Raw genomic sequence first — 13,928 nt, 5'->3', positions numbered from 1 at the left:
ATTTATGGTCCCGGTTCGTCCTGGTCTGAAAAGCGCGTTCACAAGTCATCGCGCTGGCACAAGAAGCCGTCTCGGCACAAACAAATCGCAGCCAATCCCGTCGAACTCCGCTCATCAACACGTATACCGAGGGTCTGCCATGAAGAAATCGCTTACCGTATCCGCCGGACTGGGGCTTTTGCTGAGCGGGTGTGCTGGCTTCGAGCCGCATGCGGGGTGGGTCGAGGACCGAGGGCAATACAAGGCCGACACCACTTCCTATCGGGCAATAAGCCAAAACGAGAGAATCCGTTATCTCGTTTTGCATTACACCGCCGTCGACGATGAGGAATCGCTTCGGCTATTGACCGCCGGCGGCGCCAGCGCCCATTATCTCGTCACCTCGATACCGGGATCGCACGGCGGCAAGCCGGTCGCGCTGCAGTTGGTCGACGACGACAAGCGTGCTTGGCATGCCGGTGTGAGCTATTGGAATGGGCGACACAACTTGAACGACACGTCGCTCGGCATCGAGATCGTCAATCTCGGCTATACCGACGAGGCGTCGGGCCGGCGCTGGCATCCGTATCAGCCAGCTCAGATCGAGCTGATCGAGCGCCTGGCTGCAGACCTCATCAAGCGCTACGGCATTACCCCCGACAATGTAGTCGGCCACAGCGACATTGCGCCGCTGCGCAAGTCCGATCCGGGTCCGTTGTTTCCCTGGCAGACGCTGGCGGCGAGAGGCATCGGCGCCTGGCCCGACCCCGATACCGTCGAAAAATATCTTGCCGGCAGACCGCCGACAGCACGTGCCTCGGTTGCGCGTATTCAGCAGGCGCTGGCCAAATATGGTTATCGGATTGAACAAACCGGCACGCTCGATGAGGCAACGCGTCTGGTCATTACCGCATTTCAGATGCACTTTCGGCCGGCCGATATCACTGGCGAGCCGGATGCCCAGACCGAAGCGATCGCGCTGGCGTTGGTCGAAAAGTATCGATCCTGACGCCTGAGGCGCGCTCAGCCGTGACAGGCCAATGGCGTCGGCGCATCGTGAGGTGCCGCCATGGCCTTGACGATCGGCGCTACCGAGCGCAGCAATTGCACCGCCATCGCGCTGGTGAAAGTGTAGCGCGACGCATAGGGCTCGTGCACATAGGCGGTGATGCTGCCAAACAGGCGGTTGCCGACGAAGAACACGAAGGTCGCGCTGCGATTGATGGCGTGCGTGGCGATCAACCGGCCGCCGGGCGCGTAAACCGAGAAAGTTTGCGTGCCCGTGCCGGTCTTGCCGCCGGCCGTGTCGAACACGCCTCTCAGCCCGATGGCGGTACCGCCATCGACCACGCTGAGCAGCGCGCGGTGCAGCGTGTCGGCGACGGCGGCCGGCAACAGGCGCGCCCCCCGGGTTGGGCGCCGCGCGAAATTTGTCTCGTAAGGCGTGCCGCCCGCGAATTGCAGGTTACGCACCGACTCCGCCGGCCATTGCACGCCATGATTGAGAATCAGCCCGATCAACTGCGCCAGCGCGGCGGGCCGGTCGCCCGAGGCGCCAATTGCGGTGGCCAACGATGGCGTCAGCGTGCCGAACGGATAACCCAGTCGACGCCAGTCCCGATCGATGCGCTGGAACGCCCCGATTTCGAGCAGGTGCCGGATCCGGTTCGTCTGGCCGGCGCGGCTGCGGGCCTTGAAGAGCCACGCGTAAGCTTCTTCACGCGGTGCATGGCTGACCCGCAATACCTGTGCCAGACTGGCCCCGGGATGCGCGTGCAGGTAAGCGACCAGCCACAGCTCGAGCGGATGCACCCCGACCAGATAGGCGCGGTCGTTCAGGGAAAAGTGGTCGATGTCATATTTCGTATAGAGCGTTTGCAGATCGCGATCGGACAGTCCGCGATAGGTCGCCGGCAAGCGGCGTCGCATGGCTCGCGCGAACTGCGCCTCGCTGGCCGCTGGCTCGACGGTGCGCAGCGCCGTCGCCAGACGCACCGGGGTGCCCCATTTGTTTTGCAGCAGCAGATCGAGCGCGTCGTCCGGCGTCTTGCCATGGTATGCGCGGTAGAAGCGCCGCAGGAATTCGCTGCCCTCCATATCGGCGAAGCGAGCCAGATAGGCTTGCCGCTGCGGCGACTGACGGGCCGCCAGCCACTGGTCGACCGTCGGGTCGATCCGCAGGATTTCGTAGCGCACGATATCGCGCATCAGCCGCACGAATACCAGATTCACCGAGTTCTGGAACGCCGCCTGGACCGTGAATATTTGCGAATTCTCCCACTTGGCGAAGTTGTGAAAGCGCTGCAGGCCGCCGCCAGTGGCGAACGCTTCGCCCGGGTTGGCCGAATACCTGCGCTGCATTGCGGCCCCCAGCATCTGCGGCAAGCTTGCGTTGGGCGCGTGCATCAGATAATCGACTGCCCAGCGGCTCAAGGCATCTTCGGGTGCCAACTTCAACCGCCGCAGCGCCGCTGGCGAGAGACTGGCGTAGCGCCGATGCAGTGCGGTGACGATTTCCAGATAGGTCGTCAGCGTGCGCAGCTTGGCAGTCGAGCCCAGATTCAGGCGGGCGTCGCGATTCAGGTCGAACGGTTCGTCGACGGTATCGGCTTGCACGCGCAGCCAATTGGCGTCGCCACGATGTTCATAAAGGGTAAAGCTGATCCTGAGCCGGCCCGGATCATCGGCTGGGCGCAGCATCTGCACGCCGTATATCCCGGCTGCCCGCGCCCCCGCTGGCGTGCGCGCGCGCATCAGGGCGGCCGTGATGGCGTTCTGCGCTGCCCGGTCAATACTTGTCGATGCGCTGAGATCGAGCCGATCGAGGTGGTATAGCGTATCGACCCCCAGCAAGGTCGACAACCTGGTCCGCAAGCCGGTAACGGCTTTGCGCGTCACAAACGACAGAGCGGCGCGATGGTTGGGCGCCGGCGCCAGTTGCAGCGGCAACGCCAGCGCTGCATCGCGCAATTGCGGCGCAATAACGCCAGCTTTTGCCAGCAACTCGAGGTAATGGTCGGTCAGCTTGCCCAGTGCCGTCATGTCGTGTTGCAGGTAGAACGAGGGTCCGCGCTGCGCGATGATCAGCGACAGCGCTTCCTTGTAGGCTCGTGCCTGCGCCAGCGTCCGCCGCGGGTTGACGCCTGGCGCGCCAGGTGCGCGGCGCAGCACTTGATTGACGCGATGAAAATCCTCGCCATACCAGAGCGCCAGACCGTCGCCGATTCCCTCGATCGCGCCATGGCCGGCCCGCGCGGCCAGCGGTACCGTGTTGAAATAGGTCAGCACGATGTGCTGGCGATAGGACAGCGTGTTTTCGCCGTCGAGATAGGCACGCACCGATGCGCTGGCCATTTGTCGCAGTTTTTCCATTCGCGAGACGGTGCGTCCGCCAGGCGAATGTCGATATTTCTCGATCTGGGTCGCCAGCGTGCTGCCACCGGGAGTCGGGTGATTCCGGTCGAGCAAATGCAACCCCTGGTCGAGCAATGCACGCGAGAAGCGCCGCCAATCGATGGCCGGATTGCGCATCGGGTGTGCCGTGTCGAGCAGATCATGATCTTCGATAAAGAGCAGGCTGTTGACCAGCACGGGGGGGATGGCCCGGAAATCGGCGTAGGCGAGCCGAGGAAAACGCCGGCGATACAGGGCAAGACCGTCGCAGTCGAGCAAGCGCAGGCCGGCCTGATTTTTTTCAGGATACGGTGCGAACCAGCCTCGATCCATCAGCCGGGCCATCTCGGGTGAGATACGGGCTTGCGATGCGACGTCGAATCCCTCGCGCGCGAGCCGGTGAGTGAAACGAGGCAATTGCGCGTAACCGAGACGCAAGTCGTACGGGCCATGGCCAGGGAAACGAATCGCATCGCTCGGACCGGCCCGCACCCGGTAACTCAGTCGCCTGTCGAGCCGGGTCAGGTAATACGCTTGCCAGCGCGACGACTGCATTTCCGCGGCGACCAGCGCGACAGCAAGATAGACCGCCCCACACAAGGTGGCGAGCAAAAGGTATTTACCCCAAGGACGTCGCGGCACTTTCTTATGACCGATCAGTGAAACGTCTGGGCGGCCTCGCTTGGCGATGCTTGCATCGCGCGAAATCGTCAACAGTTGGATAAAGCACGCGATGCTTTAGTTTCGCCCGAATCGCATCTAACCGGAACACTTGGTGCAAAATGACGCATGAGGCAACGGGCTTCCTGAGCTTTGCGCAAGCCCGTTTTGCCGCCGTTTTCCGCCAGATCAAGTCAAGGACGAACGATGACCGAGCGCACCGACGCAGAACTCGCGAGCCGCACCGCGCCAAGAGGCTTTTATCCACCGCTGGAGCCCTTCAAAACCGGATTTCTCGACGTCGGCGATGGGCACAGGGTTTATTGGGAGTTATGTGGTAATCCTAATGGCAAGCCGGCGGTGTTTCTGCATGGCGGTCCCGGAGGCGGGTGCTCGGCCGACCACCGGCGTCTGTTCAATCCGCAGCGCTACTGCGTGTTGCTGTTCGACCAGCGCGGCTGCGGCCGCTCGACGCCGCACGCCTGCCTGGAGGCAAACACCACCTGGCATCTCGTGGCCGATATCGAACGGTTGCGCGCCATGCTGGGCGTCGAGCGCTGGCTGGTATTCGGCGGGTCGTGGGGCAGCACGCTGGCGCTGGCGTACGCGCAGAAGCATCCCGAGCACGTCAGCGAATTGATCGTGCGCGGCATCTTCACGGTGCGCCGTGAGGAGCTTCACTGGTACTACCAGGAAGGCGCGTCGTGGCTTTTCCCCGACAAATGGGAGCATTTCATTGCGCCGATTCCGCCCGCCGAGCGGCATGATCTGATCGCCGCCTATCGGCGGCGGCTCACGGGCGACGACCAAGCGCAAAAGATGGCGGCCGCCAAGGCGTGGAGCGTATGGGAGGGCAGCACGATCACGCTGCTGCCGGACGACGCCCTTGCCGCGGCGTTCGGCAACGACGAATACGCACTGGCCTTCGCGCGCATCGAAAATCACTATTTCACACACGACGGATTTCTCGAACCGGGACAACTGCTGCGCGATGCCTCGCGCCTTGCCGGCATCCCGGGCGTGATCGTACAGGGTCGTTATGATGTTGCCACCCCCGCGCGCACCGCGTGGGACTTGCACCGCGCGTGGCCCGAGGCGCAGTTTCATCTCATTAAGGATGCCGGCCACGCCTACGATGAGCCCGGTATTCTCGACCGCCTGATCCGGGCCACCGATGAATTCGCGGGGGGTGCGGGCGAAACGGAAATGATGCCGGTATCGTAATCAGGGAGCATTTCGTATGCTTGACGACTATCGTGCCTACGTGGCGGTTGTCGACCAGGGCAGTCTATCCAAGGCTGCACGCGTGCTTGGCCGCTCGCTGTCATCGGTGAGCCGTTCCCTGATTGCCGTCGAGCAATCGTTAGGAGTCTCGCTGGTGCGGCGCAGCACCCGCAGCCTGGTGCCCACCGAGGCCGGCCTGCGTTTTCATGGCCAGCTCAAGGCCGTGCTCGACGCGCTCGACCAGGCGACCGCCGAGCTCGCCCAGGACGCGGCAGCCGTGTCGGGCCTGGTGCGCATCGGCGCTTCGCCGCTGTTTGCCGCGTCGCACGTCGTGCCTTTGCTGGCAGCCTGTCAGGCGCGCTACCCGCAACTGAGCATCGATCTGGATGTGTCGGACCAGCACGCCGATCTTTTCGCTGCCGGGCTCGATTTCGCCATCCGCATCGGCGATTTGCCTGACTCGACGTTGCGAGCCCGCGCGCTCGGAGTCCTGCGTCGAGTTGCGTTCGCCGCACCGGGCTATCTGGCCCAACACGGCACACCAGCGGCGCCGGCCGAACTGCGTGGGCACACCTGCGTGATCCGCGCGCTCGAGGCCGACGGCGGATCGGTCTGGACATTCCGCCATACCAACGGCAGCACCGAGAAAGTCACCGTCGAAGGGCGCTTCAGATCCGGCAGCGCGCTCGCATGCAATGCCGCGGTGCTCCACGGTGCGGGCATTGGCCAGGCATTCCTCTGGCAAATACGCGAGTGGGTCGACAGCGGCCAGGTGCGCCTGGTGCTGACCGAATTCGAAATGCCGCCGGTCGCCGTGCAGGCGGTCTGGCCAGGCAGCGCGTTGCTGCCGGCCCGTGCCAGGGTGCTGGTCGATTTTCTGGCCGAACATATGGTGCTCGATTCCGTCGATTAATCTGCGGTATTCTCCCGCTCGGCCGGCACGGCGTCTCGCACGCACATGGGCGTGCGGCGCACGAGGAAATCGTCGATCAGAGCGGCGATGGCCGCGCCGTGGTCTTCGAGAGCAAAATGTCCGGCCTCCAGCACATGCAGCTCCGCGCCCGGCTCTTCGCTGGCGATGGCGTGTGCGCCGTCGAGCGTGAAAATCGGATCGTGCTTGCCCCAGGTCACCAGCACGGGCGGCCGATGTTCGCGCAAATACGCTTGCCAGGTCGGATAGGCGGCCACATTGGACTGATAGTCGTAAGCCAGGTCGAGTTGAATCGCGGCCTGCTCGGGCCGCCGCAAAAACGCAATCTCGTCCATCCAGGCGTCGGGATTGAACGCTTCGAGCGGCTCACGCCCGCCGACGTGGCGCGCGATGCCGGCGGCCTCCGACAGCAGTGCGGCGCGCATCGCTGGCTCGTGATCAGCCCGCTGCGCCCAGTAGGCGCGGCGCTTTTCCCAGACTGCCGACAAACCGGCCTCGTGAATCACGGCGTTCTAAATGATCAGTGCCGTCACGCGCTCAGGGTGCGCCAACGCCAACCGGAAACCGATCGGACCGCCGTAATCCTGCAGATATAGCGTGTATTTTCGCAAGCCGAGCGCTTGGGTGAAGGCGTCGACGATCTGCGCCAGATGAGCGAATGTATAGTCGAATTCATCGGCCGGCGGCGCGTCGGAATAGCCGAAACCCGGATAGTCCGGCGCGATCAGCCGGTACCGTTCGCTCAGGTGCGTCAGCAAGGGTTCGAACATGCGCGAAGACGATGGATAGCCATGCAGCAGCAGGAGCACTGGCCCGTCCTTGGGGCCGGCCTCGCGGTAGAAAATCTTGAGACCCTCGACGACGATCGTGTGATAAGTCGTGCCGGTGCGCAGCGCTGCGGCGGCACATGAGCTGGCGGTACGGATGGTTGGCGAGAGGGATTTCATCGGCGTGCATTCGGTGAGTTGAAGACACGCCCAGTATAGGTTTGGCGCCCGCGCGCCGGTAGCCAGGCGCTGCGGGAAGGAGATTCCCGCACCTTGCAAGAATCGCCTTGCGACGCTCAGTTATCCGACCGATTCAGCTTGAAATAGGCGTCGAGCAGCGACGATTTGTAGACCACGCCGAGCAGGGTTGGATTATCAATGCTTTCCACGGTAGGTAGACGCTCCCCCTGGTGGGCCAGGAAGTGCTCCAATGCCTCGCCCAGCGACATATCAGGCGTCACGACATGCACGAAATCGCGGCGCAGGAACTCGACCGCCGGCCTGGCGCCGACGTCCTTCTTCTCGAGTAATGTGGAAGTCACGTCCTGCAACGAGACGACGCCTTGGTAGCGATTTTCGTCATCGACGATATAAACATATTTCACCGGATATTCGAGGAACATGCGTGAAATTTCCTCGAAGCTGGCCGTCAACGGCAACACCGTGTCCGCCGGCTTGATGAGATCGCGCATGCGGGTGCCGCGCAGTCGCAGGCGCGCCTTGGCGTCGCGGTTGCGCTTGATGGTAATCTCGTACATCGAGGTGTCGTCGATCGAGCGGGCGATGAAATACGCGACCACACACGCCAGCATCAGCGGCAACACGACCTGATAACTCAAGGTCATCTCGAAAATCATCAGGATGGCCATCAGCGGGGCGCTGGTGGCCGCCGAGAGAAAGGCACCCATGCCGACAATGGCGTAGGCGAACGGCGCCGAAGTCGCGCTTGGGAACAGATCGTGCACGCCGAAGCCGAACAGGTAGCCGACGGCTGCGCCGACGAACAGCGTCGGCGTGAACACCCCGCCGATCGCGCCCGAGCCCATGGTAAAGCAGGTGGCCAACAGCTTGAGCAACAACAAAACGAGTACGGCCGTCCAGGCCCACGGCTGATGCAGCATCGAATTGACCACGCTGTAGCCGTTGCCCCAGACCTGGGGCTCCCAGATGGAGATGATCCCTACCAGCAGGCCGCCGAGTCCAAGCCGCGTGGGCAGGGGCAGTTTGGTTTTCTGGAACTTGCGTTTGGCGTAGGCGAGCAACTGCAGAAACAACGGCGAGGCCAATCCGCAAAGAATGCCGAGTCCGACAAAAAAAACGACTTCCGCGCCGAAGATAGCCGGAAATGCTGGCATTTCATAGGTCGGTTGATAGCCGGGGAATTCGCGCATCGTGATATTGGCGACCACCGATGCGACGACGATCGGGCCGAAGCTTTGCATCGCGATCGATCCGAGTACGATCTCTGTGACGAAAAACGCGCCTGCGATAGGCGCGTTGTAGGCCGATGTCAAGCCTGCGGCCGCCCCGCAGGCAACCAGCAAACGCAGGCGAGGTGGGTCGAAATGGGTAATGCGTCCAATGAACGACGCGGCCATGGCCGCCAATTGGACCATCGAGCCTTCTCGCCCGATCGAGCCGCCCGAGGCCACCGTGCTCAGCGATGACGCGCTGCGCAGCAAGCTCTGCCGCACGGGAATGTTGCCGTCGCCGATAGCCACGGCCTCCATGTAGTCGGACGACGCGCCCACGGCAAATCGCTTGGCGAGCGCCAGGAAGATGCCGGCGGCCACCCCGCCGGCGGCCGGCAGCAATAAGCGGACGTACCACTGCAAGCCCTTGCCCATCTCGACGAGCGAACCGCTTTTGCCGGTGAGCATCCACTGCACGGCGTGAATCGCCTCCCGAAACGAAATGGTCGCGAAGGCGCCCACCAGACCGACCACAGCGCCCCACAGCAACATCGTGTGATCTTCTGAAAAACGGAACAGCCGTTGAACGCGGATGCGATATTTGAGAAGAGTGGTAAGCACGTTGTTGCTATGGAATAGGACTAAGAGACGCCGCGGTAATACATGTTCTGCGGATGATGCGCTTCGGCGAAGAAGAACCAGCGCTCCGCCAGAAGCCCGGCGTATTGTATCGCGAACGCCGCTGCCAGCAGCGCCGCCGAAGCATTCGCCAGGCCGGCGGCGAGCAATGCCAGCGGAACCGGGAAAGTCAGCGCCAGGAAACTCCACTTGATCGTGCGCATGGTCTGCTCGCTCTGGCCGTGGAAAAACTCCTTCAAATTGAAGGCGCCGCCGGTGAAGCCGCGCGACTTCTGCACCACCTGGCGATGCTTGATGCCGGTGGCGCTTTGCAGGGTCGCCTTGGGCCGCAGCCGGGCATTGCGTACCAGGGAAGCCACCCGCGTGACGCAGCCAACGAGGGTCAGCACGACGGCGGCGATCGCCAGGAAGCGGATGTCGGCGGGGGCCGTCCAGGCCGCGAGCCCAGCGGCCAGCGTGAAGCCGGAGGCACAGCCGAGAAAGATGAAGTTCGTCGTGGTCAGCGGCGTGGCCCATTCACGCAACACCTTGATGCAGGTATAGATCATGCCGGTGCTGACAAATAGTCCAAAGCAGCACACCGCCGCCAGCGCGCCGATGGCCAGCGTCAGGCCGGAATCGAACCAGTGCGCCAGGCCATAGGCGAACACTGTGGCCATGAATGCCGGCAGGAAGATGCATTCGCGCGACAGCCATGACGTGCGCCACATGGCAATGGCCCGCCAGGCGCGCTCCGGATGTCCGAGGTGAAAGAACGACGCCAGCAGCCCCAGGCCGGCGAGTACCACCGCGAGCACTGCGCCAGTCACGAAGAACGCCACGCCGGGCCATGCAAGCACGCCAAAACCGGCCAGCAGCTCGGTCGCGAACAGCGCCAGGAAAAGTCCCTGCGCCGCGCCGGTCAACGTGGTGAGAAAAACTACCGAAAATGCCGGACGCATAGCCCGCTCCTCTTGTTCTGATGATTGCGTGGTTACTGCCTGGCCATCGCCGCCAGGTTGATCTCGCCTCGTTCGAACTGCCGCTCGAGCTGCAGTGCGTTATCGGCCCGCTCGACCTCCTCGGCGCGCACCTGCACCTGGGTCTTGCGGCGGGGCAGGTAGTGGTTAGCCGGCTGCGTGCCCCATTCAGGCATCAGTTGGTAGCCGCCGCGCTCCTGGATGGCTTTCGAGACGACCGATTCGGGATCGTGAATGTCCCCGAACAGGCGCGCCGAAGTCGGGCAGGCCAGCACACAGGCTGGCTTGCGGTCGCGCTCTGGCAGCGCCTCGTTGTGGATACGATCCGAGCACAGCGTGCATTTGGTCATTTCCTGGCGCTTTTCGTCGATCTCGCGCACGCCGTAGGGGCAGGCCCAGGCGCAGTACTTGCAGCCGATGCATTTGTCGTAGTCGATCAGCACCAGTCCGTCTTCCTTGCGCTTGAAACTCGCCCCGGTCGGGCACACCGGCACGCACGGGGGATCTTCGCAATGCAGGCACGATTTCGGAAAATGGATCGTTTCGGTGTCCGGAAACTCGCCAGCCTCGAAGGTTTGCACGCGGTTGAAGAACGTGCCGCACGGGTCGGCGTCGTAGGGATTGAAGTCGGCCAGGCTGCCGGCTTCGCCGGACGTATTCCACTCCTTGCAGCTCGTCACGCACGCGTGGCAACCCACGCAGACATTCAAATCGATTACCAGTGCGAGTTGGGTCATGATTGCGTCCCTTTCAGGCGTTTCTTGAATTCACCGCGTCCCGCGAAATAGGCCTGGAACACGCGCTTGACGGTGTGGGTCGAGCCCGGCATGGGTTGCATCGCGTCGAATTGCGGCAGCGTGAAGCTGGCGTCGGCCTCGGCCGGGTAGATGCGCACCCGCACGTCGTACCAGCCGGCCTGGCCGGTGATCGGATCGGAGTTCGACACCGGGCCATGCTGGGTCGGCAGTTCGTCGGAAATCAAGTGGTTCAGCAGGAAGCCGCGCTGCGATTCATTGGCTCCGGGGCCGAGGTTCCAGGCCCCGGACGCCTTGCCGATGGCGTTCCAGGTCCAGACCGTGCCGGGCTCGACCGCTTCACTGTAGCGCGCCATGCAGCGCACCTTGCCCCACGGCGACTCGACGTACATCCAGCCGCCGTCGGCCACGCCGCTCTGGCTGGCGGTGCGCGGGTTGACGAACAGGTAATTCTCGCCGTGAATCTGCCGCAGCCACGCGTTTTGCGAATCCCACGAGTGATACATCGCCATCGGCCGTTGCGTGACCGCTGCCAGCGGAAAGCGCTCGCTATCCGTCACCGCGCGCTCGAGCGGCTCGTACCAGAACGGCAGCGGATCGAAGTACTTCTCGATGCGCTCTCGCAGATGAGCCGGCGGCCGGCGTCCCTGGGTCTTGCCTTGCGCGGCCAGACGGAACTTCTGCATCACCTCGGAGTAAAGCTGGATGACGATCGGTTCCTTGAACTTGCGCATGCCGGTGGCCTGCGCCCATTCGAGGTAATCGCGGTTGCAGTTGCGCATGTATTGCTGCGATTCGGGCAGCGTGTAATGAAATACGCAATTGTTCCTGGCGTATTGCTCCCACTGGTTCGGGTTCGGCTCGCCAACCACCGCCTTCTCGCCGTTCTTGCCACGCCAGCCGATCAGGAAGCCCGTGCCGGAGTCCGGCGCGGTCTGGAAGTTGACGATGAAGTCCGGATAATCCTTGAACTTGCGCGAACCGTCCTCGCGCGTGAAAGCCGGGAACTTGAGCCGGCTAGCCAGCTCGATCAGCACCTCCTGGAACGGCTTGCACTGACCGGTCGGCGGCAGCACCGGCACGCGCACCGAATCGACCGGGCCGTCGAACTCCGAAATCGGGCGATCAAGCACCGACATCGCATCATGCCGCTCCAGATAGGTCGTGTCAGGCAAGATCAAATCGGCGTATGCGGTCATCTCCGACTCGAACGCATCGCACACGACGATGAACGGGATCTTGTATTCGCCGCGCCGCTCGCCGTCCTGATGCTTGTCGTTGAGCATCTTGCGGATTTCCGAGGTGTTCATGGTCGAGTTCCACGCCATGTTCGCCATGAAAATCATCAGCGTGTCGATCGGGTAGGGATCGCCGCGCCATGCATTGGTGATCACGCTGTGCATCAGGCCATGCACCGCCAGCGGGTATTCCCACGAAAACGCCTTGTCGATGCGCACCGGGCCGCCCTGGTCGTCGACGAACAGGTCGCCCGGCTCGGCCGGCCAGCCGAGCGGGCCGGTCGCCAGCGGCGTATTGGGCTTGACCGCATCCGGGCTGTTTGGCGGTTTGGCCGAGGGCGGTACCGCACGCGGGTAGGGGGCCTTGTGGCGAAAGCCGCCGGGCCGGTCGATGGTGCCCAGCAACGACATCAGCACCGCCAGCCCGCGGATCGTCTGGAAGCCGTTCGAGTGAGCCGCCAGGCCGCGCATCGCATGAAATGCCACCGGGTTGCCGGTGACGGTCTCGTGAGTCACGCCCCAATGATCTGTCCAGCGAATCGGTAATTCGATCTTGTGATCGCGGGCCGTCACGCCCATCTCGTAAGCCAGCCGGCGGATGGTCTCGGCCGGAATGCCGGTGATACCTTCGGCCCATTCGGGCGTGCATTCCTCTACCTGCTCCATCAGCAACTGGAACGCCGGTTTCACGGGCGTGCCGTCGGGCAGGGCGAATTCCCCCAGCAGCACCGGGTCGGCCCCCTCGGCGTGCGTCTTGACCGCGCGCCGCGTATGGCGATCCCACCACATCTTGTTTTGCGGGTAGAGCGGATTGCCCACCGGACTGGCTTCGTCGTGCACGAACAGGCCGAACGTGTCGCTGGCCGGATCGGTATTGACCAGCTCGCCGGCATTCGAAAAGCGCGCAATGAACGACCGGTCATACAGCCCCTTGGCGATCAGTTCGTGAATCAGCGCCATGAACAGCGCGCCGTCAGTGCCAGGCCGAATCGGGATCCACTCGTCGGCGATCGCCGAGTAGCCCGTGCGCACCGGATTGATCGAGATGAATCGGCCGCCTTCGCGCTTGAACTTCGAGATGGCGATTTTCAGCGGATTGGAGTGATGATCTTCGGCCGTGCCGATCATCACGAACAGGCGCGCGCGGTCCAGGTCGGGCCCGCCGAACTCCCAGAACGAGCCGCCGATGGTGTAGATCATGCCGGCAGCCATGTTCGACGAGCAGAAGCCGCCGTGCGCCGCGTAATTGGGCGTGCCATATTGCTTGGCAAACAGGCCGGTGAGCGCCTGCATCTGGTCGCGCCCGGTAAACAGCGCGAATTGCTTCGGGTCGGTGGCGCGCAGCTTGCCCAGGCGCTTTTCCAGAATATCGAACGTCTCGTCCCACGAAATCGGCTCGAATACCGCCGCGCCACGCTCCGTGCCGGGCTTGCGCCGCAGGGGCTGAGTCAGGCGCGCGGGCGAATACTGCTTCATGATGCCCGAGGCCCCCTTGGCGCAAATCACGCCCTGATTCAAAGGATGCTCGGGGTTGCCGTCGATATAACGCACCTCGCCGTCGCGCAAATGCACACGGATGCCGCAGCGGCAGGCGCACATGTAGCAAGTGGTGGTTTTGACTTCGAGCTGCTCGTTTTGCTCGCGGACCGTGTGCTCCATGCCGGGGTCTCCTGCAACGCTGTCAACCGCGCCGTCGGCGCCGTTGCTCGATTTGGGGGGGGGCAGCCGGCCAGATTCTTGGTTTTCGTCGGCTGTTTCGTCCGATGATAGCGACGCAGCCGTCTAACGAAAAATCATGATTTCCGATCGAAATATAGATTATTCTGATATTTATGTCGCTCGACAAATCGCAAACGGCGCCTCGCGCAGCACAAACCGGACGCATGGCGGGGGTTCGTCGGCGCAATGGCATTTACCTTGATAGGGTCCCGAAATCGGTGTAACAATGACTGCCGCACGCAGGGCTCCGAA

The 13,928-nt window shown here is 63.1% G+C and carries 10 protein-coding genes; 3 read left to right on the top strand and 7 right to left on the bottom strand.

All coding sequences use genetic code 11. The features are described 5' to 3' along the window. Window positions 1-139: 139 nt before the first annotated feature. Entirely contained in the window at window positions 140-988 is an 849-nt protein-coding gene (locus EPN80_RS14945) for an N-acetylmuramoyl-L-alanine amidase (protein WP_293028839.1), read from the top strand. Window positions 989-1,002: 14 nt separating this feature from the next. Here the strand turns inward: EPN80_RS14945 and EPN80_RS14940 are convergent, their stop codons facing one another. Further along, window positions 1,003-3,984 (bottom strand): transglycosylase domain-containing protein, encoded by a 2,982-nt coding sequence (locus tag EPN80_RS14940; RefSeq protein ID WP_293028837.1) that lies wholly within the window; start codon window positions 3,982-3,984, stop codon window positions 1,003-1,005. A gap of 255 nt (window positions 3,985-4,239) precedes the next feature. On the opposite strand from EPN80_RS14940, the gene pip reads away from it, so the two are divergent. Beyond that, window positions 4,240-5,256 (top strand): prolyl aminopeptidase, encoded by a 1,017-nt coding sequence (pip, locus tag EPN80_RS14935; protein WP_293028834.1) that lies wholly within the window; start codon window positions 4,240-4,242, stop codon window positions 5,254-5,256. A gap of 16 nt (window positions 5,257-5,272) precedes the next feature. Then, entirely contained in the window at window positions 5,273-6,169 is an 897-nt protein-coding gene (locus tag EPN80_RS14930) for a LysR family transcriptional regulator (protein WP_293028831.1), read from the top strand. On the opposite strand, the gene EPN80_RS14925 is transcribed toward EPN80_RS14930, so the two are convergent. The 6 genes from EPN80_RS14925 to EPN80_RS14900 form a co-directional block, all read right to left on the bottom strand. After that, window positions 6,166-6,675, bottom strand: coding sequence for an alpha/beta hydrolase (locus EPN80_RS14925; RefSeq protein WP_293028828.1), 510 nt, complete (start codon window positions 6,673-6,675; stop codon window positions 6,166-6,168). The two genes, EPN80_RS14930 and EPN80_RS14925, sit on opposite strands and share 4 nt — an antisense overlap. A gap of 24 nt (window positions 6,676-6,699) precedes the next feature. Continuing rightward, complete coding sequence (locus tag EPN80_RS14920; protein ID WP_293028825.1) at window positions 6,700-7,134, bottom strand: alpha/beta fold hydrolase; 435 nt, start codon at window positions 7,132-7,134, stop codon at window positions 6,700-6,702. Between the two features lie 116 nt (window positions 7,135-7,250). Next, window positions 7,251-8,987: a ClcB-like voltage-gated chloride channel protein gene (locus tag EPN80_RS14915; protein WP_293028822.1), complete on the bottom strand. Its 1,737-nt coding sequence runs from the start codon at window positions 8,985-8,987 to the stop codon at window positions 7,251-7,253. A 20-nt stretch (window positions 8,988-9,007) separates the two neighbouring features. After that, a complete protein-coding gene (locus tag EPN80_RS14910) occupies window positions 9,008-9,946 on the bottom strand; it encodes a DmsC/YnfH family molybdoenzyme membrane anchor subunit (protein WP_293028819.1) in 939 nt (312 codons plus the stop codon). Window positions 9,947-9,978: 32 nt separating this feature from the next. After that, window positions 9,979-10,701 (bottom strand): 4Fe-4S dicluster domain-containing protein, encoded by a 723-nt coding sequence (locus EPN80_RS14905; RefSeq protein WP_293028816.1) that lies wholly within the window; start codon window positions 10,699-10,701, stop codon window positions 9,979-9,981. After that, complete coding sequence (locus EPN80_RS14900; RefSeq protein ID WP_293028812.1) at window positions 10,698-13,616, bottom strand: molybdopterin oxidoreductase family protein; 2,919 nt, start codon at window positions 13,614-13,616, stop codon at window positions 10,698-10,700. The genes EPN80_RS14905 and EPN80_RS14900 overlap by 4 nt, the downstream gene beginning before the upstream one ends. Window positions 13,617-13,928: the final 312 nt, after the last annotated feature.

Origin of the sequence: Pandoraea sp., from assembly GCF_004297875.1 — a bacterium.
Classification (GTDB): domain Bacteria; phylum Pseudomonadota; class Gammaproteobacteria; order Burkholderiales; family Burkholderiaceae; genus Pandoraea.
This window is presented reverse-complemented; position numbering and strand designations above follow the sequence as displayed.

Bases quoted from the DNA above. Each gene is read 5' to 3' on its own strand.
- EPN80_RS14945 (WP_293028839.1), top strand. From the start codon at position 140: ATGAAGAAATCGCTTACCGTATCCGCCGGACTGGGGCTTTTGCTGAGC.
- pip (WP_293028834.1), top strand. From the start codon at position 4,240: ATGACCGAGCGCACCGACGCAGAACTCGCGAGCCGCACCGCGCCAAGA.
- EPN80_RS14930 (WP_293028831.1), top strand. From the start codon at position 5,273: ATGCTTGACGACTATCGTGCCTACGTGGCGGTTGTCGACCAGGGCAGT.
- EPN80_RS14920 (WP_293028825.1), bottom strand. From the start codon at position 7,134: ATGAAATCCCTCTCGCCAACCATCCGTACCGCCAGCTCATGTGCCGCC.
- EPN80_RS14910 (WP_293028819.1), bottom strand. From the start codon at position 9,946: ATGCGTCCGGCATTTTCGGTAGTTTTTCTCACCACGTTGACCGGCGCG.
- EPN80_RS14905 (WP_293028816.1), bottom strand. From the start codon at position 10,701: ATGACCCAACTCGCACTGGTAATCGATTTGAATGTCTGCGTGGGTTGC.
- EPN80_RS14900 (WP_293028812.1), bottom strand. From the start codon at position 13,616: ATGGAGCACACGGTCCGCGAGCAAAACGAGCAGCTCGAAGTCAAAACC.